Annotated in this window: 15 protein-coding genes and 1 riboswitch; of the genes, 4 read left to right on the forward strand and 11 right to left on the reverse strand. The window is 62.9% G+C overall.

Translation table 11 applies throughout. From position 1 onward, the window contains the following. Window positions 1-105 precede the first annotated feature (105 nt). Window positions 106-2,079, reverse strand: coding sequence for a 5-methyltetrahydropteroyltriglutamate--homocysteine S-methyltransferase (gene metE, locus PHI64_RS17430; RefSeq protein ID WP_299885451.1), 1,974 nt, complete (start codon window positions 2,077-2,079; stop codon window positions 106-108). A 99-nt stretch (window positions 2,080-2,178) separates the two neighbouring features. Here metE and PHI64_RS17435 point away from each other — a divergent pair, with 99 nt between their 5' ends. Beyond that, window positions 2,179-3,081, forward strand: a complete 903-nt coding sequence (locus tag PHI64_RS17435) for a LysR family transcriptional regulator (protein ID WP_299885454.1) — start codon at window positions 2,179-2,181, stop codon at window positions 3,079-3,081. Between the two features lie 104 nt (window positions 3,082-3,185). Here the strand turns inward: PHI64_RS17435 and PHI64_RS17440 are convergent, their stop codons facing one another. From PHI64_RS17440 to prpC, 5 genes are all read right to left on the reverse strand, one after another. Further along, window positions 3,186-3,722 carry a GntR family transcriptional regulator gene (locus tag PHI64_RS17440; RefSeq protein ID WP_299885457.1) on the reverse strand — a complete coding sequence of 179 codons (537 nt, stop codon included), beginning with the start codon at window positions 3,720-3,722 and terminating at the stop codon, window positions 3,186-3,188. Between the two features lie 185 nt (window positions 3,723-3,907). Next, the gene (locus PHI64_RS17445; protein WP_299885460.1) at window positions 3,908-4,768 is read right to left on the reverse strand and encodes an isocitrate lyase/phosphoenolpyruvate mutase family protein; all 861 of its coding nucleotides are present in this window, start codon (window positions 4,766-4,768) and stop codon (window positions 3,908-3,910) included. Between the two features lie 14 nt (window positions 4,769-4,782). Continuing rightward, complete coding sequence (gene prpF, locus PHI64_RS17450; protein WP_299885462.1) at window positions 4,783-5,970, reverse strand: 2-methylaconitate cis-trans isomerase PrpF; 1,188 nt, start codon at window positions 5,968-5,970, stop codon at window positions 4,783-4,785. Further along, window positions 5,970-8,588, reverse strand: a complete 2,619-nt coding sequence (gene acnD / locus PHI64_RS17455) for a Fe/S-dependent 2-methylisocitrate dehydratase AcnD (protein WP_299885465.1) — start codon at window positions 8,586-8,588, stop codon at window positions 5,970-5,972. Before acnD ends, prpF begins: the two co-directional genes overlap by 1 nt. Before the next feature lie 13 nt (window positions 8,589-8,601). After that, entirely contained in the window at window positions 8,602-9,756 is a 1,155-nt protein-coding gene (gene prpC / locus PHI64_RS17460) for a 2-methylcitrate synthase (protein ID WP_299885468.1), read from the reverse strand. Between the two features lie 174 nt (window positions 9,757-9,930). Between prpC and PHI64_RS17465 the strand changes: the two genes are divergently transcribed. After that, complete coding sequence (locus PHI64_RS17465) at window positions 9,931-11,340, forward strand: short-chain fatty acyl-CoA regulator family protein (RefSeq protein WP_299885471.1); 1,410 nt, start codon at window positions 9,931-9,933, stop codon at window positions 11,338-11,340. An 11-nt stretch (window positions 11,341-11,351) separates the two neighbouring features. Here the strand turns inward: PHI64_RS17465 and PHI64_RS17470 are convergent, their stop codons facing one another. Genes PHI64_RS17470 through PHI64_RS17480 form a run of 3 tightly spaced genes read right to left on the reverse strand, consistent with a single transcriptional unit; the run spans window position 11,352 to window position 16,120 of the window. Continuing rightward, window positions 11,352-12,479 carry a ribonucleotide-diphosphate reductase subunit beta gene (locus PHI64_RS17470; RefSeq protein ID WP_299885473.1) on the reverse strand — a complete coding sequence of 376 codons (1,128 nt, stop codon included), beginning with the start codon at window positions 12,477-12,479 and terminating at the stop codon, window positions 11,352-11,354. A gap of 15 nt (window positions 12,480-12,494) precedes the next feature. Beyond that, entirely contained in the window at window positions 12,495-13,358 is an 864-nt protein-coding gene (locus PHI64_RS17475) for a hypothetical protein (protein WP_299885476.1), read from the reverse strand. After that, complete coding sequence (locus PHI64_RS17480) at window positions 13,355-16,120, reverse strand: ribonucleoside-diphosphate reductase subunit alpha (RefSeq protein ID WP_299885479.1); 2,766 nt, start codon at window positions 16,118-16,120, stop codon at window positions 13,355-13,357. Before PHI64_RS17480 ends, PHI64_RS17475 begins: the two co-directional genes overlap by 4 nt. 153 nt (window positions 16,121-16,273) lie before the next feature. Then, window positions 16,274-16,485, reverse strand: a riboswitch (cobalamin riboswitch). A 204-nt stretch (window positions 16,486-16,689) separates the two neighbouring features. On the opposite strand from PHI64_RS17480, the gene PHI64_RS17485 reads away from it, so the two are divergent. Both PHI64_RS17485 and PHI64_RS17490 read left to right on the forward strand, forming a co-directional pair. Next, window positions 16,690-17,070 carry a rhodanese-like domain-containing protein gene (locus tag PHI64_RS17485; RefSeq protein WP_299885482.1) on the forward strand — a complete coding sequence of 127 codons (381 nt, stop codon included), beginning with the start codon at window positions 16,690-16,692 and terminating at the stop codon, window positions 17,068-17,070. A gap of 151 nt (window positions 17,071-17,221) precedes the next feature. Beyond that, entirely contained in the window at window positions 17,222-19,372 is a 2,151-nt protein-coding gene (locus PHI64_RS17490) for a carboxy terminal-processing peptidase (protein WP_299885485.1), read from the forward strand. On the opposite strand, the gene PHI64_RS17495 is transcribed toward PHI64_RS17490, so the two are convergent. Continuing rightward, on the reverse strand, window positions 19,369-19,821 hold the full coding sequence (locus PHI64_RS17495; protein WP_299885487.1) for a hypothetical protein: 453 nt from the start codon (window positions 19,819-19,821) through the stop codon (window positions 19,369-19,371). The genes PHI64_RS17490 and PHI64_RS17495 overlap by 4 nt on opposite strands. Before the next feature lie 263 nt (window positions 19,822-20,084). Further along, a complete protein-coding gene (locus tag PHI64_RS17500; protein ID WP_296403269.1) occupies window positions 20,085-20,360 on the reverse strand; it encodes an HU family DNA-binding protein in 276 nt (91 codons plus the stop codon). Window positions 20,361-20,528: the final 168 nt, after the last annotated feature.

Consider the following 20,528-nt stretch of genomic DNA (forward strand, 5'->3'; position numbering starts at 1 on the left):
TTGGCGACTATGTTCTGGATTTCCGGCGGAAGGTTGAGGTGTTGGCGGATGGTTTTCGGATTCTCGACGATAAATCAGAGGCTTAAAGCAGAAACGGGGAATTTTTCATGATTCCCGGCCAACCCTCATATGGGTGTGGATCTGGGTCTCGTCGCGAACGCCGTTGGCGGTGATGCGGAAGCTCTCCACTGCCCAGTCCAGGTAGTCCTGCCACTGGCTCTTGCGCAGCGGAAGGCCTTCACGCAGCGCGGCTTCGTCGATCTGGATCACTTGGATGCCGGCCTTCTCCAGGTCCAGCACTTCCTGGCGGATGGCCAGCGCAAGTTGCTGGCACGATGCCGAACGCGGCTGGTCGTCGCGCACGAAAGACCAGTTGAGGATGGTTACCGGGCCGGTGAGCATGCCTTTCATCGGCTTGTCGGTGAGGGACTGGGCGTAGGTGATCCACTCGATGGTCATCGGGCGCGGACGGCTGATGTCGCCGAACAGGATGGGCGGCTTCACGCAGCGGGAACCGTAGGACTGGACCCAGCCGAACTGGCTGAAGACGTAGCCGTCGAGCTGCTCGCCGAAGTACTCGACCATGTCGTTGCGCTCGGCCTCCCCATGCACCAGCACGTCCAGGCCCAGGGCCTCCTGCTCGCGTACGCTGCGTTCGATCTCCCGGCGCATCGCTGCCTTGTAGCCGGCCGTATCCAGACGGCCCGCCTTGAAGTCGCTGCGTGCCTGGCGGATCTCCGCCGTTTGCGGAAACGAACCGATGGTGGTGGTGGGAAAAACGGGCAGTTTCAGCCATTCGGCCTGCTTGGGAGCTCGCTTGTTGTAGCGGCTTTCGCGCATGCCCAGGTGGGTGTCGATACGCGCGACGGCGGCCTGGACGGCGGGATGGGTCACCCGCGACGAAGTGCGCCGGGCGGCGAGCGCTGCCTGATTGTCGGCAAGCGCATCACGGACAGCCTCGCGGCCCTCCCGCAATGCGGTGCCGAGCAGCTTCAACTCGTCGAGCTTCTGCAGTGCAAAAGCCAGCCAGGACTTCACTTCCGGATCCAGCTTGTCCTCGCTGGCCAGATCCACCGGCACGTGCAGCAAGGAGCATGAAGGGGCGATCCACAGGCGATCGCCCAGGCGCTGGGCAATGGGCTCCAGCCAGTCGAGCACTGCCGTGAGATCGGTCTTCCAGATGTTGCGGCCGTTGATCACGCCCAGGGACAGCACCTTGCTGGAAGGCAGCAGGTTGAGGATGGGCCCCACGTCTTCACGCCCATTGATCGCGTCCACATGCAGCCCCGCTACCGGCAGATTGGCGGCCAGGTACTGGTTCTCCTGAAGCTGACCGAAATAGGTCGCCAACAGCAGCTTGATCCGGCTGCTCTTGAGTTCGTGATAGGCGGTGTTGAAGGCGTGCCGCCAGTCCGCATCAAGTTCAGTGACCAGCAGCGGTTCGTCGATCTGCACCCATTCCACGCCCTGCTCCGCCAGAGTATCCAGCAGTTGGGCATAGACCGGGAGCAGGCGTGGCAGCAGCGCCAGCTTGTCGGAATCATCCTTGGCCTTGCCAATGGCCAGGTAAGTCACCGGGCCGATGATGACCGGTTTGGCCTTCACGCCCTGGGCCTTGGCTTCGGCGAGTTGTGCGAGCAGGCGCGAGGCATCGAGCTGGAACACGGTTTCTGCGGTGAATTCCGGGACGATGTAGTGGTAGTTGGTGTCGAACCACTTGGTCATCTCACCGGCGGCTACACCACCGCAGCAGCCGGCATGGACCTCCGCGGCCTGGGCTGAACGGCCGCGGGCCACGCGGAAGGTGTTGTCGAGCACATCCCCGTGAAATCCGCGCACCCGCTCGGGCAGGTTGCCCAGGGTGAAGCTCATGTCCAGCACCTGGTCGTAGTACGAAAAGTCGCCCACGGGGACCAGGTCGATACCGATCTGATCAGCCCAGTGGCGCTGGCGCAGTTGCGCGCCGAGTGCCTCCAGGGCGTCGCGGGAAGAATCCCCCTTCCAGTAGGACTCCAGCGCGAACTTCAGCTCGCGCCTGGCGCCGATGCGGGGATAGCCAAGAGTGTGGGTGGTGGTCATGTGTTGCTCCGGGATGCGATGAAGCACTGAATGGTAGGGAGCAGTTTTAATGAAGTAAAATGGTCTTATTTCAACAATTCATGAATTTTTCTCACTAAAATGCTGGAGCGAATTCACCTTGCCGTCATTCTTGAAGTAGAAAACCGGGGGTCCCTGACGGCCGCCGCCGACACTCTGTGCGTCACCCAGTCGGCCCTCAGCCACAGCATGAAGAAGCTGGAGCAGCAGCTTGGCACCGACATCTGGCGGCGTGAGGGACGCAGCCTGCGGCTTACCCAGGCCGGTCAGTACCTGCTTGCGGTCGCCAAGAGGGTGCTGCCGCAGCTCTCCCAAGCAGAGGAGCGCCTGCGCCAGTTCGCCCAGGGCGAACGCGGCACGCTGCGCATCGGCATGGAATGCCACCCCTGCTACCAGTGGCTGCTCAAGGTCGTCTCTCCCTATCTGGCAGCCTGGCCCGACGTGGATGTGGATGTGAAGCAGAAATTCCAGTTCGGCGGTATCGGCGCCCTTTTCGGCTACGAGATCGACCTGCTGGTGACGCCCGATCCGCTGCTCAAGCCGGGGCTCATCTTCGAGCCGGTGTTCGACTACGAACAGGTGCTGGTGGTCGCCCGGGACCACCCCTTGGCCCAGGCGCCCCATGTCACGCCTGGGCAGATGGCGCAAGAAATCCTGATCACCTATCCGGTTGCGCCCGACCGGCTCGACATCTATACCTGCTTCCTCCAGCCGGCCGGTATCGCCCCCAGGCGCCACAAGACCATCGAGACCACCGACATCATGCTGCAAATGGTTGCCAGCCGACGGGGCGTGGCCGCCCTGCCCCGCTGGCTGGTCCTGGAGTACGCCAGTAAGGTGGATGTGGTCCCCGTCCGCCTGGGGCCCGACGGAATCTCCAAGCAGATTTTTCTTGGCGTGCGGGCAGCCGACGGCCCCATCGACTACCTCCAGGCCTTCATCGAACTGGCCCGCCAGCCGATGGCCGCCGCTGTCATGCCTTGACGCCTATCGGATAGAGCTGATCTGCCTGGACGAGGTGAAGGACGGAACGCTGCGACAGTTCGACGAACGAAGAAAACGGCTGGGTGTGCCCGTTGTAGCTTCCTTCATGAAGGCGTTTTCATCACCCGCTTGGCTACTTCCAGTCGCCGCCACACGAAATAATCAGTGAGAGCCTTCCTGGATGATTGACGGGCCTGGTCCGGGTGAGCCTCCCATTCCATCAGCGCCTGCCTGGCATCGAGATCGGCCGTCAGGAAGCCGGGGCCGAGGGCCAGATAGATCTTGTCCGTCACGCGCTGCAATAGATCCTGCACGAAGGGATTGCTCTCCCAGTCGTGATGAAAGGCCTCGAGATGCTCCGTGATCCTGAGCAGATCGGCCAGCTCGAACGCGCTGAACTCGGTGACCGTGCAGTGGTTGATGCGTCGATGCGCCACCGTGACCAGGCCGTCCCTGGCCAGCACCTTGATGGCTTCCCTGACCGGTGTTCGGCTGACGCCAAGCTCTCTTGCCACCGATGTCTCGTCGATGGCAGTGCCCGGAGGTAGCTCGTGATTCAGGATCCGCCTGCGCAGGGAATCGGCAATGGCCTCAAAGAGTGCTTTCGGACGAGGAATGGATTTGATCTGTAGCGCCGGCATGCTCAATCCCAATACAAGTACCCTCCCCTTCCGAAGGGCTGATCCGCTTGGGAAGGGGGAGTAAAAGAGCCGCACGAACCCAGGCCCTGGAGAGACCCGCTTGGGAGAGAATGAACTGGTTCGGCGGCGAAACCGTGGATCGATGTGCGGATTGCCAGGCTCGACTACCCGGCAATCCGCTGCGATCAGATGTAGCGTTTTTCGAGCACGTCCCAGTCCGGCTTGCCCACCAGGCGCTGGCGTTCTGCAAAGGGTGTGACCAGACCGCCGGACTCCAGGATTTCCCTTTCGTCCCGCAGCACGCCTAGGGCCTTCTGCATGCCCATCACCGCGCCCTGCAGTGCGGCATTGGCGTAGAGGACGATGCCGAAGCCAAGCTCGCCGAGCTCCGTGGCGTTGAAGATCGGTGTCTTGCCGCCAATGACCATGTTCATCAGCTGTGGGGTGGCGAGGCGCTGCGGGAGGGCCCGGATCTCTTCGGCCGTGGTGACCGCCTCGACGAACAGGATGTCGGCGCCGGCCTCCGCAAAAAGTTGGGCTCGCTCGACCGCCGCCTCAAAGCCGTGAACCGCCGCGGCGTCGGTGCGGGCCATGATTAGAAAGTCCGGATCACGGCGCGCATCCACGGCGGCCTTGATCTTGCTCACCGCCTCTTCGGTGGAGATCACGTCCTTGCCGGCAAAGTGCCCACAGCGTTTGGGCGCCACCTGGTCTTCGAGCTGAATGCAATCGGCTCCGGCACGCTCCAGGGTGCGCACCGTGTGATACACGTTGAGGGCGTTGCCAAAGCCGGTATCGGCATCCACCAGCAGCGGCAGCTCGACGGCATCGCGGATGCGCGCGGTATGGTCGGCAATTTCGGCCAGGCCCATGAAGCCCTGGTCGGGCATGCCGAACCACATGTTGGTCACGCCGGCACCGGTGATGTAAAGGGCTTCGAAGCCCAGGTCGGCGATGACGCGCGCCGAGAGGGCGTTGAAGGCTCCGGGGACGATGACACCACGCTTGGCGGCCACCAGTTCCTTGAGTTTCTTGCGGGAAGACATATTGAAATCCTTGCTCAAAATGCGTCGCCGGGCACGCGGACCCAGCCTTCCATCAGAATCCGCGCACTGCGGCTCATGATGGCTTTGGTTACTGTCCAGGTGCCGTCCACCAGACGGGCTTCGGCGCCCACGCGCAGGGTGCCGGAGGGGTGACCGAAGCGCACTGCGGTGCGCTCGCCCCCGCCGGCCGCCAGATTGACCAGGGTGCCGGGGATGGCCGCTGCGGTGCCGATGGCGACCGCCGCCGTGCCCATCATGGCGTGATGCAGCTTGCCCATCGACAGGGCACGCACCAGCAGGTCCACCTCGTTGGCCCTGATCGGCCTGCCCGATGAGGCGATGTAGTCCCTAGGGGGAGCGACGAAGGCGATCTTGGGGGTGTGCTGGCGGGTGGCGGCCTCTTCGGGGGTTTTTATCAGGCCCATGCGCAGGGCGCCGGCCACGCGGATCGCCTCGAAGCGCGCTAGGGCAGCCGGGTCACCGTTGATGGCTTCGCGCAGCTCGGTGCCGGTGTAGCCGATCTCGGCGGCATTGACGAACACAGTAGGAATGCCGGCGGAGATCATCGTTGCCTTGATGCAGCCGACGCCCGGCACCTCCAGGTCATCGACTGGTCTGCCGGTGGGAAACAGGGCCCCGCCCTCCTCCCCATCATCCGACGGTTCGACGAATTCCAGCACGATCTCGGCAGCCGGAAAACTCACACCGTCGAGTTCGAAATCACCTGTTTCCTGGACCTGCCCTGCCCTCACCGGCACGTGGGCGATGATGGTCTTGCCGATGTTGGCCTGCCAGATTTTCACCACACAGATACCGTCGTGGGGGATGCGCGCCGGATCCATCAGCCCGGCATGGAGGGCGAAGGCGCCGGCGGCGGTGGACAGGTTGCCGCAGTTGCCGCTCCAGTCCACAAAGTCCTTGTCGATGGAGACCTGCCCATAGAGGTAGTCCACATCGTGATCCGGCCGGGTGCTGTGGGACAGGATCACGCACTTGCTGGTGCTTGAGGTGGCTCCGCCCATGCCGTCGATATGGGTGGCATAGGGGTCGGGGCTGCCGATCACGCGTTGGAACAAGCGGTCACGGGCCTGGCCCGGTACGCGACAGGATTCCGGCAGGTCGTCCAACCGGAAGAACACCCCCTTGCTGGTGCCGCCGCGCATGTAGGTGGCAGGAATGCGGATCTGGGGAGCTGTACTCATCAGGCGGTTTCCTTTGCGGTGGCCAGGAAGTCCTGGGCGAAACGTTGCAGGACGCCACCGGCTTCGTAGATCGAGACTTCTTCAGCCGTGTCCAGCCGGCAGGTGACCGGCAGTTCGATGGTCTGCCCGTTCCGGCGGTGGATCACCAGGGTCAGGTCGGTGCGCGGCTGGCGCACGCCGATCACATCATAGGTTTCGGTGCCATCCAGGCCCAGCGTGAGGCGGGTGGTGCCGGGTTTGAACTCCAGGGGCAGCACCCCCATGCCCACCAGATTGGTCCGGTGAATGCGTTCGAAGCCTTCGGCGACGATGGCTTCCACCCCGGCCAGGCGCACGCCCTTGGCGGCCCAGTCCCGGGACGAGCCCTGGCCATAGTCGGCTCCGGCAACGATGATCAGGGGCTGCAGACGCAGCATGTAGGTTTCAATGGCTTCCCACATGCGCATCACCTGCCCTTCCGGCTCCACCCGGGCCAGCGAGCCCGCGCGGACGCTGCCATCGGCGTTGCGCACCATCTCGTTCCTGAGGGTCGGGTTGGCAAAGGTGGCACGCTGGGCGGTCATGTGATCGCCCCGATGGGTGGCGTAGGAGTTGAAGTCTTCCTCCGGCAGGCCCATCTTCGCCAGATATTCGCCAGCCGCCGAATCGGGAAGGATGGCGTTGGAGGGCGACAGATGGTCGGTGGTGATGTTGTCCGGCAGGATGGCCAGGGGCCGCATGCCTCGCAGGGTCCGCTCGGCAGCCAGCATGCCCTCCCAGTAGGGCGGACGGCGGATGTAGGTAGACCGGGGGCGCCAGGCGTAGAGGGGGCTGATGGCGCTGCCCTCATCCCGGCGGGGGGCGAACATCGGCTCGTAGATCTGGCGGAACTGCTCGGGCTTGACGGCGCGGGCGACGATGGCGTCGATCTCTTCGTCGGACGGCCACAGATCCTTCAGGCGGATCTCTTTTCCGTCGACCGTGGCCAGCACGTCCTGCTCGATGTCGAAACGCACCGTGCCGGCAATAGCGTAGGCCACCACCAGGGGGGGCGAGGCCAGGAAGGCCTGCTTGGCATAGGGGTGGATGCGCCCGTCGAAGTTGCGGTTACCGGAGAGCACAGCGGTGGCGTAGAGGTCGCGCTCGATGATCTCCTGCTGGATCGCCGGGTCCAGGGCGCCGGACATGCCGTTGCAGGTGGTGCAGGCGTAGCCGACGATGCCGAAGCCGAGCTTTTCGAGCTCGGAGAGCAAGCCCGCCTCTTCAAGATACAGCTTGGCTACCCTGGAGCCCGGTGCAAACGAAGTCTTGACCCAGGGCTTGCGGAGCAGCCCCAGGGCGTTGGCCTTGCGGGCCAGCAGGCCGGCGGCCACCACGTTGCGGGGGTTGGAGGTGTTGGTGCAGCTGGTGATCGCGGCGATGATCACTGCGCCATCGGGCAGCAGGCCCTCATATTCTTCTGCCCGAGCCATTTCCAGCTTGACCGGGCCGGCGATGCCACGCTTCGTCAGAGCCGAGGTCGGCAGGCGCTTGTGGGGGTTGGACGGGCCGGCCATGTTGCGTACCACCGTCGTCAGGTCAAACTCCAGCACCCGCTCGTACTGCGCCGTTTCAAGGGCGTCCGCCCACAGACCGGTGGTTTTCGCGTACACCTCGACCAGTGCGACCTGCTCGGGCGCGCGACCGGTGAGCTTCAGATAGTCGATGGTCTGGGCATCAATGTAGAACATGGCGGCGGTGGCGCCGTACTCCGGGCACATGTTGGAGATGGTGGCCCGATCACCGATGGACAGGCTGTCGGCCCCTTCGCCGAAAAACTCCACCCATGCACCGACAACCCGCTCCTGGCGCAGAAACTCGGTGAGCGCCAGCACGATGTCGGTGGCGGTGATGCCAGGCTGACGGGTGCCCGTCAGCCTGACGCCGACAATGTCGGGCAGGCGCATCATCGAGGCCCGGCCCAGCATCACGGTCTCGGCTTCGAGCCCCCCCACGCCGATGGCGATGACACCCAGGGCGTCCACATGGGGCGTATGGCTGTCAGTACCCACACAGGTGTCGGGAAAGGCGACCCCGTCGCGAACCTGGATCACCGGTGACATCTTCTCCAGGTTGATCTGGTGCATGATCCCGTTGCCCGCCGGGATCACATCCACATTCTTGAAGGCGCGCTTGGTCCATTCGATGAAATGGAAGCGGTCCTCATTGCGACGATCTTCCACCGCCCGGTTCTTGGCAAAGGCGTCCGGATCGAAGCCGCCATATTCCACTGCCAGGGAGTGATCGACGATGAGCTGGGTGGGCACCACAGGATTGACCTTGGCCGGATCGCCGCCCTGGTCGGCAATGGCGTCGCGCAGGCCGGCCAGGTCCACCAGCGCGGTCTGGCCAAGAATGTCGTGGCAGACCACGCGGGCGGGATACCAGGGGAAGTCAAGATCACGCCTGCGCTCGACGATCTGTGTCAACGCGTCGGTAAGCCGCGTCGGATCGCAGCGGCGCACCAGCTGCTCGGCCAGCACACGAGACACATAGGGCAGGCCGGCATAGGCGCCCGGCCGGATGGCATCAACTGCAGCCCGGGTGTCGAAGTAGTCGATACGGGTACCGGGGAGCGGCTTGCGAAATTGGCTGTTCATATTCATCGACCTCTTACTGACGCTGCTCGATGGACACGAACTGGCGGTCTTCCGGGCCGACGTAATTGGCGCTTGGGCGGATGATCTTGTTGTCGATGCGCTGCTCGATGATATGAGCCGCCCAGCCCGAGGTGCGGGCGATCACGAAGAGTGGCGTGAACATCGCGGTGGGCACACCCATCATGTGGTAGCTGACGGCGCTGAACCAGTCCAGATTGGGGAACATCTGCTTTACTTCCCACATCACGGCTTCCAGGCGGGCGGCGATGTCGAACATCTTGGTGGAGCCTGCGTCGACGGAGAGCTGGTGGGCCACGCCCTTGATCACCTGGTTGCGCGGGTCGGACACCGTATAGACCGGGTGTCCGAAGCCGATCACCACTTCCTTGGCGTCCACGCGGCGGCGGATGTCCGCCTCGGCCTCATCCGGGTTGTCATAGCGCTTCTGGATCTCGAAGGCCACTTCATTGGCGCCGCCGTGCTTGGGTCCGCGCAGGGCACCGATGGCGCCGGTGATGGCCGAATACATGTCCGACCCCGTCCCGGCGATGACCCGGCCGGTGAAGGTGGAGGCATTGAATTCGTGCTCGGCATAGAGGATCAGCGACGTATGCATCGCACGCTCCCACAAGGCCGACGGTTTGCGCCCGTGCAGCAGATGCAAAAAGTGCGCGCCGATGGAGTCGTCATCGGTATCCACCTCGATGCGCTTGCCGTTGGTGGACCAGTGATACCAGTAGAGCAGCATCGAGCCGAGGGAGGCCATCAGGCGGTCGGCAATATCACGGGCACCGGGAATGTTGTGATCATCCTTCTCCGGCAGCGCACAGCCCAGCGCCGACACCCCGGTGCGCATCACGTCCATCGGATGGGCGGAAGCCGGCAGGCATTCCAGTGCTTCCTTGACGTTTGTCGGCAGTCCGCGCATGGCCTTGAGTTTGGCCTTGTAGGCCTTCAGTTCTGCCTGGGTCGGCAGCTTGCCATGCACCAGCAGGTGGGCCACCTCTTCAAACTGACAGCGCTCGGCGATGTCGAGGATGTCGTAACCCCGGTAGTGCAGATCGTTTCCGCTCTTGCCCACGGTGCACAGGGCAGTGTTACCGGCGGTGATGCCCGAGAGGGCCACCGACTTCTTGGGCTTGAATGAGGGCTCTTGTGATGTGTTCATTCTTGTCTCCTATGCAGTCCGGCTAGGGCTTGCGCTTGTTTTGAAGAATTCGCAATATACGCACCCTGACCGCAACAAAGAGCACTAAAAAGGCGAAGCGTTGCGAATGTGATCCTGCAAAACTGCGAATATTGCGAACATGTCATTCATGCACACTCAAGAGAGGAGAGCCACGTGAAGAAGACCTTCATGGGCATCCGCCTGCGACGCTTTCGTGAAGAGCGGGGCCTCACCCAGGTTGCCCTGGCCCGGGCCCTCGAACTCTCCCCCAGCTACCTCAACCAGCTTGAGCAGAACCAGCGCCCCCTCAGCGTGCCGGTGCTGCTCAAGCTCAACGCGGTGTTCGGAGTCGACGTCCAGCAGTTCTCCGAAGATGACGAAGCTCGTCTCATCGCAGACCTGCGTGAAGTCTTTCTGTCTGCCCCCGGTGATACCCCGGTGTCTACCGCCGAGATCCGGGAGTTGGCGGCCAATATGCCTGCTGTGGCGCGCACGCTGATCGCCCTGGATCGGGGGCTGCGCGACCAGCGTGAGCGCACCGAAGCCTTGTCCATCCGGCTCGGTGACGATCGCAGCGGCACATTTCGTCCGGCCCCCATGCCCTACGAGGAGGTGCGGGATTTCTTCTACGCCCGACACAATCACATCGACGAACTCGACCGGTTGGCCGAGTCGATCTTTGAATCCTGTGGCGATGGCAGGGATCTGGTCGCCGCCCTTACCCTGCGCCTTGAGTCCGGCCATGGGGTGCGGGTCGCCATCCACAAGGACGACGGTGGCGCCCAGCGCAGCTACGACAGCGCCGCCCGGGTGCTGCGTCTGTCTTCGCGCCTCCAGTGGGGGCAGCAGGCCTTCCAGCTCGCCACCCAGATTGCCTTTCTCGAGGCCGGCAGCCTCATCGACGGACTGGCGAGTGAAAGCAGCTTTGCCCTGGAAGAATCCCGCGCCCTCGCCCGTATTGGCCTCGCCAGCTACTTTGCCGGTGCCCTGGTGCTGCCCTACAGCCGCTTTCTGGAGGCCGCGGAGGCGCTCCGCTACGACATCGGCCTGTTGGAACGGCAGTTTGGCGTGGGCTTCGAGACGGTCTGCCACCGCCTGTCCACGCTCCAGCGCCCTGCTGCCCGCGGTGTGCCCTTTTTCTTCATTCGGGTGGATCGGGCCGGCAACATCTCCAAGCGGCAATCCGCCACCGATTTCCATTTCTCGCGCATCGGTGGTACCTGCCCCCTGTGGAATGTGTACGAGGCCTTCACTTCACCGGGGCGCATCTTCACCCAGATTGCCGCCATGCCCGACGGCCGCCGCTACCTGTGGATTGCCCGCACCACTTCCCGGGAAGCCGGCGCCTATGGCGCTCCGGAGAAGACCTTCTCCATTGGCCTGGGCTGCGATCTGCGCCACGCGGACCGGCTGATCTATTCCCGCGGGCTTGACCTAACCACCCCCGACGCAGCCACGCCCATCGGCGCCGGCTGCAAGGTGTGCGAGCGGCATCACTGCCCGCAGCGAGCCTTCCCGGCCGTGGGGCGAAGCCTGTCCATCGACGCTGACCGCCGCTACTTCGAGCCCTATCGCCAGGACTGAGGGCCCCCACCCTACTCCCAGGCCAGCGCCCCGCCCGTCTGGTACTCGGTGACCCGCGTCTCGAAGAAGTTCTTCTCCTTGCGCAGATTGGCCTGTTCGTCGAGCCAGGGCAGGACGTTCTCGGCGCCGGGGAAGGGTTCGGCGAGGCCGACCTGGCGGGCACGGCGGTTGGCCATGAAGCGGAACTGGCGGGTGTGCAGATCAGCGTTGTAGCCCAGGATGGGGTCGCGCAGGATGTAGGCGGCATAGGCGGACTCGGCGGCTTCGGCTTCGTCCCACAGGGCTTTCAGGGCGGTCGGGTCGAGGCTCAGGTTCTCTTCCTTGAGCAGTTCGCGCACCACCCGGATGCCGAAGGCGCAGTGCAGCACCTCGTCGCGCATGATGTACTGGAGCTGTTCCGCAGCGCCCTTCATGAGGCCGCGGCGCTGCAGGGCGAAAATGGGCGTGAAGCCGTTGTAGAACCAGCAGCCTTCGAAGATCGCCGCGAAGAAGAAATAGGACAGAGCGAACTCGTGCAGGTTGTCCCGATTGGTCAGGTCGAAGTCCGGCCGCATCACCCGCTCAAGGCGCCGGTTGGCCAGGGCGATCTTGCCGTGGATGGCGGGCACAACCCGGTAGCGGTTGTAGATCTCCTGCTGGTCGAGGCCGATGCTCTCGATGCAGTGCTGGTAGGTCCACGTATGCAGGGCTTCTTCGTATACCTGGCGGGCCTGGTAGATCTGCAGCTCGGGGGCGCTCATCTTCTCCATCACCGCCAGGCCGATGTTGCGCATGGCCAGGATGTCGGAGGTGGTGAGGTAGGCCAGCACGTTCTCGAAGACGTGGCGCTCGGCGCCGCTCAGCTTGTGGTGGTAGTCGTGCACGTCCTGGGCCATGGAGATCTCCAGCGGCGTCCAGTGGTTGCGGTTGGCCTTGAGGAAGAACTCCCAGGCCCAGGGGTATTTGAAGGGCGCCAGTTGGTTGATGTCGGTCTTGCCACCAACGATGCGCTTGTCAGCGGCATTCACCGGCGCAAGGGAATGGGCAGAGGGCGGGGTGTTGTCAGTGTGGTTCGGGCTCGGGGCCGCGGGCTGACCAGACAAGGGGCTGGTAGCGGTTGGGGCGACAGTTTCCCAGTCGTCGAAACGGAAGGCGCTCATGTTTTTTGGTCCAGGTCATTCGCCATAGGTGGCGATCTTCTCTTTCAGTTCATGCAGTCCGGCGAGGAAATCGGGGCCAGGGTGCGTGAAGTGCTCGGCCGCCAGAGGCAGGATGGGAATCCCCGGTTTGGCAACGGCGGGATTGCAGGAGGTGGCGCGGCGGTCCTGTAGCCCCAGAATGAGCTCGGGCTCCCTGGCAGTGATCCACGCGGCCACATCGCCGTCCGGGGCGCCGGGCTTGAAGTTGCGGATGCTGTCGTGGTCAGCGACCACCTGGAAGCCGGCGGCGGTGATCAGTTCATACAGCGTTGTACCTTTGCCGTATGAATACGGCGCCGGACCGCAGGCCGACAGGATCAGTACCCGTCGTCCGCGACTGTCCATCTTCGCCGCTGAACGCCAGTCGGCATCGAAAGCGGCAAGCCGCTGATCGATATTGTTCACGCCGACGGCCCGGCCAACATCACGCATCATCTCCTCCATTCCGGCCAAACCGCGAAGCCCGCCCACGCGTATTGATGCTGCGCCGGGCGGGGTGGCCTTGCGGGCCACGTCTTCGGCTGTCCATTCCGAGAAGATGAGCAGATCCGGCTCCAGGTCAGCAATGGCCGGGGCGTCCGGATCGATCACACCGCCGGTATGGGGCAGCGGCATGGAGTCGTAGCGGCTGACGCCGACGATGCAGCGCGCCAGACCCAGCCAGTCGATGACACGGCTGATATATGGAGACTGGCTGATGATGCGCGGGCATTCGGCAGCCTGGATCAGGCCTGGCAGGCACAGCAGGCACAGGAGCAGCAGGCGAAGGTGCCGGGACGTCACCTCACGCCATGCCGGCAGGCTGCTCATGCGGGTGCGGGCGTGCGGCGCCGGTGTCATTGGCAGGCCTCGCAGTCCGGATTGTCGATACTGCAGAAGCGGGGCTCCTCCCCTCCCCCGCTTTCGGCGCCACCCGTCTTTTCCATCTGGCTGGCACCCAGGGTGCGCAGGTAATAGGTGGTTTTGAGCCCACGGACCCAGGCCAGCTTGTAGAGTTCGTCGAGCTTTTTGCCGGACGGCAGGGCCAGGTAGAGGTTGAGGGACTGGGCCTGGTCTATCCACTTTTGACGCCGGGCGGCGGCCTCGATCAGCCAGCGGGGGTCGATCTCGAACGCGGTGGCGTAGCGGGCCTTGAGTTCGTCGGGCACCCGCTCGATGCGCGCCAGGGAGCCATCGAAGTACTTCAGGTCGGAGATCATCACTGGGTCCCACAGGCCGAGGGCCTTCAGATCACGGACCAGAGCCTCGTTGACCACCGTGAATTCGCCGGACAGGTTCGATTTGACGTAGAGATTCTGGTAGGCGGGCTCGATACTGGCCGATACGCCGATGATGTTGGAGATGGTGGCGGTGGGCGCAATGGCCACGCAGTTGGAGTTGCGCATGCCATGACGGGCAATGTGGGCCTTGAGGGCGCTCCAGTCGAGGCGGACATCGGGGTTGGTTTCCAGGTAGCCGCCCCGGGCCGCGCCCAGAATGGCAAGGGATTCATGGGGCAACACGCCCTTGTCCCACAGGCTGCCGCGGAAGCTGGAGTAGGCCCCACGCTCCCGTGCCAGTTCGGCCGATGCCCAGTAGGCCTGGAAACACACGGCTTCCATGCTGGCATCGGCAAACTCCACGGCGGCAGGCGATGCGTAGGGAATACCCAGCCGGTACAGGCAGTCGGCAAAGCCCATGATCCCGAGCCCGACCGGGCGATGGCGCAGGTTGGCATTGCGAGCCTTGGGGGTGGCGTAGAAGTTGATGTCCACCACGTTGTCGAGCATGCGCATGGCGGTCTGCACCGTCCGCGCCAGCTTGGCCTGGTCGAGCTGGCCGTCCTTGAGATGGGCGAGCAGATTCACCGAACCCAGGTTGCACACGGCGGTCTCGGCATCGGAGGTGTTGAGGGTGATCTCGGTGCATAGGTTGGAGCTGTGCACCACGCCCACGTGCTGCTGGGGTGAACGCAGATTGCACGGGTCTTTGAAGGTGATCCAGGGATGCCCGGTCTCGAACAGCATGGTCAGCATCTTGCGCCACAGCTGCACGGCGGGCAGCTTCTTGAAAAGGCGGATCTCGCCGGCCTCGGCGCGGGCTTCATAGGCAAGATAGGCGGTTTCGAAGGCCTGCCCGTATTTGTCGTGCAGGTCGGGCACGTCCGACGGCGAGAAGAGCGTCCACTCCGCGTTCTCGTGGACCCGTTTCATGAAGAGGTCGGGAATCCAGTTAGCGGTGTTCATGTCGTGGGTGCGGCGGCGCTCGTCGCCGGTGTTCTTGCGCAGCTCCAGAAACTCTTCGATGTCCAGGTGCCAGGTTTCCAGGTAAGCGCATACCGCCCCCTTACGCTTGCCGCCCTGATTGACTGCTACCGCGGTGTCGTTGACCACCTTGAGGAAGGGAATCACCCCCTGGCTCTGTCCGTTGGTGCCCTTGATGCGGCTCCCAAGGGCGCGCACCGGCGTCCAATCGTTGCCCAGGCCGCCGGCGTACTTCTGCAGCAGGGCGTTTTCCTTGATGGACTGGTAGATGCCCTCCAGGTCGTCGGCCACCGTGGTCAGGTAGCAGGAGGACAGCTGGGAATGCAGGGTGCCGCTGTTGAACAGGGTCGGCGTTGAGCACATGAAATCGAAGCTCGAGATCAGGTCGTAGAACTCGATGGCCCTGGCCTCCCGGTCGATCTCGCCGAGAGCCAGCCCCATGGCAACACGCATGAAGAAGATCTGCGGCAGCTCGATGCGCTGGCCGTCGATGTGCAGGAAATAGCGGTCGTAGAGAGTCTGAAGCCCCAGGTAGCCGAACAGGCGATCCCGTTCGGGGCGGATGGCGGCGGTCAGCCGGGTCAGATCGAACTCGCCCAGGCGAGGATCAAGGAGTTCGGCCTGCACTCCCCGGCGGACAAAGGCAGGGAGATATTCCGCATAGGCAGCAGCCATTTGCCCGGCAGCCACCGGACGGCCCAGCGCTTCCTGAGTCAATCGGGCTAGCAGCAGGCGGGCGGTGGCGTAGTCATAACCTGGATCCGTCTCGATGAGCCCGCGGGAAGCCAGGATCAAAGCCTGGTTTACCTCCTCGATGGCTATCCCGTCATAGAGGTTGTGCAGGGCATGCTCAAGGATCAGGTTTGCCGAGACGGCCTCTTCCAGTCCGACGCAGGCAGCCTCACAGACAGAACGCAATTCGGCGAGATCGAGAGGGCGCTTCTCCCCGTCAACCATGACGTGCACCACCGAAGACGACACCGTTGCAGTGACCTGGGCGGCACGCTCCTCGGCGCGGCGCTCCCGGTAAAGAACGTAGGCACGGGCCACGTCGTGCTCCCCGGAACGCATCAAGGCCAATTCAACTTGATCCTGGATATCCTCGATATGCACGGTACCACCGTCGGGCAGGCGGCGAGTCAGGGAGCGGACCACGATGTCCGTGAGCCGCGCCACCACTTCACGGACGCGGGAGGAGCCGGCGCTCTGGCTCCCTTCCACGGCGAGGAAGGCCTTGGTCAGTGCCACGGAGATCTTCTCGGGATCAAAGGCGACAACGGCAGCGTTGCGGCGAATGACCTGGAATGCGACGAGCGCCGGCACAGTACCGGCATTGAGAGCTAAGACGTTCGAGGACACGGCGATTCTCCAGTTCAAGGGGGGCGGAGAATCGAAGGTACTTGGGCGGCGCAAAGATGCACGGGGGCGGAGATGAGTCCGAGCCGGCGTACGATCTGCTGCATTCGAGGAGGCTCGACTTGCACACCCTTCGCCAGGGACACCCCGCCCCATTGTTGCAAAGAAGGTTGTGGCAGGTCTCCTGGCTCTCGGGTCAACATGCACCACCGGCCTTCCCGGATGCATTCAGCCGTCCAGTGGCAAAGTGGGAGTGGTGCACTTACCGATGACAGTTGCGGGGGCAGCTCCGGGTTTCAGGTTTGAACCTGGCACCGGATTCCCTTTTAATCCCCGTGATTGCGGGAACCAACAACAACTGAAGTATGCATACGATACGGATGTTTCGTCAATAAAAACACTACATATAGTTCAATTTCATGGCTTCATACCATATGTAGAATACAGATGAATTCAAATGCTCACCCTGCCCTGTGTCTTGACTGCAATCGCTCGACCGAATAAATCATTGTTTGCTAATATTTGATTTCATGGTCATCCGGCCACCACATTCCCACATCACAAGGATTTCAATGAAAACCGCCCACGATCTCGTCACCGCAGCCAAGGCCCTTATCCGTGAAGTCTCCCTCGACGACGCCGAACACGCCATTCGCGAAGCAGATGTGTTGCTGGATGTAAGGGAGGCGGATGAGTTTGCAGCAGGTCACCTTCCCGGCGCCCTGCACATATCCCGGGGCATGCTGGAGTTCAAACTGGCCGGAACGCCTGAACTGAGCAGCCGTGATCTGAAAGTGGTGTTGTATTGCAAGACCGGTGGCCGCGCCGCGCTTGCCGCCAAGGCCTTGCTGGACATGGGTTATATCCACGTCCAGTCCCTTGCGGGTGGCTTTGATGCGTGGGCTGCTGCGGGCCACCCCCTAGCCCGGCCGAGTCTTCCTGCCTTTGATTGATCTGTTCGGTCTGGAGCTGGGCAGAAACTGAAATTTTGTTGCCTGCCCGGTTCTTTTGAAGAACGTCCACACGATTTAGCTGTCGACTGGGGCTATGGAAGCATGTAGTTTCAGGCCGCTAGGCTATCAACGAACGTTGTGGAGTAATTGAGTGAAGAAAAGGCTGATCTGGGCCCTGGTGGCAACCGCATTTGCTACACCTGCCATCTCGCTGGAGGCCCCGGCTGCATCCCCCCGCCTTGCGCCAACCATTGAACAGGCCCAGACGGCTTACCTGAGCTCCCAGCTGCTGGGGCGCTATCACTACAAGAGCCAGCCCCTTGATGACGCCATGTCGGAGAAGATCTTCGACCGCTACCTCAAGGCCCTCGATCCGGAGCGATTGTTCTTCACCCAGGCCGACATCGACGGTTTTTCGGACGCCCGCACGCGCCTTGATGACGCGATCCAGCGGGGCAATCTGGCCATTCCCTTTGCCATTTTCCAGCGTTACGAGCAGCGCACCGTCGAGCGCCTGACCTATGCCCGTGAGGTACTCAAGCAGGGTTTCGAGTTTGAAACCAAGGAGAGCTACCCCTACCTCCGCGAAAAGGCGCCGTGGCCGAAGGATGACGTGGAAGTCCGCGACCTGTGGCGCAAGCGCGTCAAGAACGACTGGTTGCGCCTCAAGCTTGCCGGCAAGGACGACAAGACGATCCGCGAGACCCTCGAAAAGCGTTATGACAATTATCTGGCCCGGGCGGCGCGCAACAAGAGCGACGATGTCTTCCAGATCTTCATGAACGCTTACGCCATGTCCATCGAGCCCCATACCAATTACCTGGGACGTAGCGCATCGGACGACTTCGACATTTCGATGCGCCTGTCCCTGGTGGGTATCGGTGCCGTGCTGCAAGAACGAGACGAGTACATCACGATCCGCGAACTGGTGCCGGGTGGTCCGGCTGCCAAATCCGGAAAGCTGGCCGTCGGCGATCGCATCGTCGGTGTCGGTCAGGCTGACGGGCAGATCAGCGATGTGGTTGGCGCGAGAGTGGATGAGGTTGTCAAATTGATCCGCGGGGCCAAGGACACGCGGGTTGTGCTGGATATCCTGCCTGCGGATGCCGGCCCGGATGGCAAACACAAGCCGGTGGCCCTGGTGCGTGACAAGATCAAGCTTGAGGAGCAGGCGGCCCGAAAGTCCGTCATCCGGGTTGGTGATGGCCCTGCCCTGCGCAAGATCGGAGTGATCACCCTCCCCGCCTTTTATGAGGACTTCGAAGGCCGGCGCCGAGGCGACAAGAATTTTCGCAGTGCCAGCCGTGACGTCGTTCGACTGATCGACGAGCTGAAAAAAGAGAAGGTTGACGGCTTGCTGGTCGATTTGCGCAACAACGGTGGTGGTTCCTTGCGTGAGGCCGTCGAACTCACCGGACTCTTCATCGACAAGGGGCCGGTGGTGCAGCAGCGCCGGCCGGACGGCAAGATCGGCGTGGAGAGCGATGAAAATGCCGGTGTGGCCTGGGCGGGGCCGATGGCGATCATGATCAACCGGGGGTCCGCATCCGCGTCGGAGATCTTTGCGGCTGCCCTGCAGGACTACGGCCGTGCGCCCATCATCGGCGAGCAGAGTTTTGGCAAGGGCACGGTGCAGACCCTGATCAACCTCGACGAAGTGGCCAAGAACGACAAGCCAAAGTTTGGTGATCTGAAGATGACGGTGGCCCAGTTTTTCCGGGTCAATGGTGGTACCACCCAGCTCAAGGGCGTGATGCCCGACATCCGCTTCCCCTCCATCGCCGACCCTGACTCCCAGGGGGAATCCAGCTACGACAATGCGCTGCCCTGGACACAGATCGACGCGGCCAGCTATCGCCCGGTAGGCACGCTGAAGAACATTGTTCCTGCGCTGCAAAGCCGGCATCAGGCTCGCATCGCCAAGGACAAGAGCTTTCAGGCATTGCTGGAAGATGTGGCTGAGTTCAACCGACTCCGCGAGAGTCGTTCGATCTCGCTGAATGAAGCCGAGCGACGCAAGGAGAAAGACGTGCGGGAGGCACGACTCAAGGCCAGGGAAAAGATTGACGGCAAGGATAAGCTGACCGCCGCCTTGCGGGATGATGGCCTTCAGGTCGGTGAGCGTAGCCTGGCAGCGGATCTGGCCGCAGAAAAGGCTCGCAAGGAGGTCAAGGACGTGCTGCTGGATGAGGCGGCGCGTATCGTGGCCGATGAGGCGGATCTACTGACTGCCGCCCGTCCGCAGCTGGCTCTGAGGGAAAAGCAGAAAAACCTGGTTCAACCGGCAGAGGCGGTACGTTAAGAGGCCTGCCGAGCCGCAGTGCTGCGCGGGCGGGATGCCTCGGTGTCCTGCCCGTCGTCCAGAAGGCTGCGATAACGCGCAACTCCCTTCAGGGTGGTCGGGACAAGCTCCTGGATGACGGACCATACCTGATTGCGCCATTCCCGGGCTGGGCCTGAGTGGGAAAAGTGCATTGCCTCCCAGCGCGCCCACGGTACGTCGGGCATGTCCGCCTTGTCTGCATCGGGGAGCGCAAGAACGCTCTCACGCATCATCTCCAGGGCCGCCATCATTTCTTCACGCAAGGCCGGCGGCCCAAACAGGGCTTCCTTGTCACGGTTCGCAACGCATCGCCCGATCGCCTCCGCCGCATCCTGAAGATTACCCAGCAAAGCACCGCGCAAGACCTGTGCGCGGTGGCGCGGACGGTGAGCAGGTGTTGTATCTGGACGGGGCAGGAGGTGCGACATGGGGTGGTTTTTCCGGTAAAGGGCTCCGGCCAGGGCCGGGAAAATCCGTGACGGGCTTCTTCCGTCTTACGGGGGCCGAATTGTATCCCCTTCATATGACAGGGAAAAGTTAAGGCTGTAAGCCCATGTGACAAGCGCCACAAGCGCCAGGCAAGGGGGCTGAGAGGCTTCTGGCTGCGGTCAAAAAAACAATGGCGACCCCGAAGGATCGCCATTCCTGAAGTGTGCCCGACAATCAGCCGGGCTCATTCCGCAGGGCGGGTTCAGCTGTTCACCGCATCCTTCAGCTTGGAGCCGGCGGAGAACTTGGGCTGCTTGGAGGCCGCGATCTGGATCTCGGCGCCCGTCTGCGGGTTGCGACCGACGCGGGCAGCACGTTCGCCGACGGCGAAGGTGCCGAAACCAACGAGAGTCACGCTTTCGCCCTTGGCGAGGGCTTCGGTGATGATTTCCATCACGCCGTCAACGGCACGGCCGGCGTCGGCCTTGGTCAAACCACTTTTGCCTGCCAGCGCATCGATCAGTTCAGTCTTGTTCATAGCTCGTAATGGGTAGGTGATAAAAATGGGTGGATACAGGAGCTGAGGCAGGTGACGCTTTGCGCCTCAAGCGCGCTACAACACCCGCGGGCAGTAGCTTACATTGCTCTTTTCCGCCTGTGGCGCGAATCTCAAGGTTTTCCGGGGTTTTCCGCCGTGTTCCGGCAC

The sequence above is a fragment of the Zoogloea sp. genome, assembly GCF_028689785.1.
Taxonomy (GTDB): domain Bacteria; phylum Pseudomonadota; class Gammaproteobacteria; order Burkholderiales; family Rhodocyclaceae; genus Zoogloea.

Bases quoted from the DNA above. Each gene is read 5' to 3' on its own strand.
- prpF (WP_299885462.1), bottom strand. From the start codon at position 5,970: ATGAGTACAGCTCCCCAGATCCGCATTCCTGCCACCTACATGCGCGGC.
- prpC (WP_299885468.1), bottom strand. From the start codon at position 9,756: ATGAACACATCACAAGAGCCCTCATTCAAGCCCAAGAAGTCGGTGGCC.
- PHI64_RS17445 (WP_299885460.1), bottom strand. From the start codon at position 4,768: ATGTCTTCCCGCAAGAAACTCAAGGAACTGGTGGCCGCCAAGCGTGGT.
- PHI64_RS17475 (WP_299885476.1), bottom strand. From the start codon at position 13,358: ATGACACCGGCGCCGCACGCCCGCACCCGCATGAGCAGCCTGCCGGCA.
- acnD (WP_299885465.1), bottom strand. From the start codon at position 8,588: ATGAACAGCCAATTTCGCAAGCCGCTCCCCGGTACCCGTATCGACTAC.
- PHI64_RS17440 (WP_299885457.1), bottom strand. From the start codon at position 3,722: ATGCCGGCGCTACAGATCAAATCCATTCCTCGTCCGAAAGCACTCTTT.
- PHI64_RS17470 (WP_299885473.1), bottom strand. From the start codon at position 12,479: ATGAGCGCCTTCCGTTTCGACGACTGGGAAACTGTCGCCCCAACCGCT.
- PHI64_RS17495 (WP_299885487.1), bottom strand. From the start codon at position 19,821: ATGTCGCACCTCCTGCCCCGTCCAGATACAACACCTGCTCACCGTCCG.
- PHI64_RS17500 (WP_296403269.1), bottom strand. From the start codon at position 20,360: ATGAACAAGACTGAACTGATCGATGCGCTGGCAGGCAAAAGTGGTTTG.
- PHI64_RS17485 (WP_299885482.1), top strand. From the start codon at position 16,690: ATGAAAACCGCCCACGATCTCGTCACCGCAGCCAAGGCCCTTATCCGT.
- metE (WP_299885451.1), bottom strand. From the start codon at position 2,079: ATGACCACCACCCACACTCTTGGCTATCCCCGCATCGGCGCCAGGCGC.
- PHI64_RS17435 (WP_299885454.1), top strand. From the start codon at position 2,179: ATGCTGGAGCGAATTCACCTTGCCGTCATTCTTGAAGTAGAAAACCGG.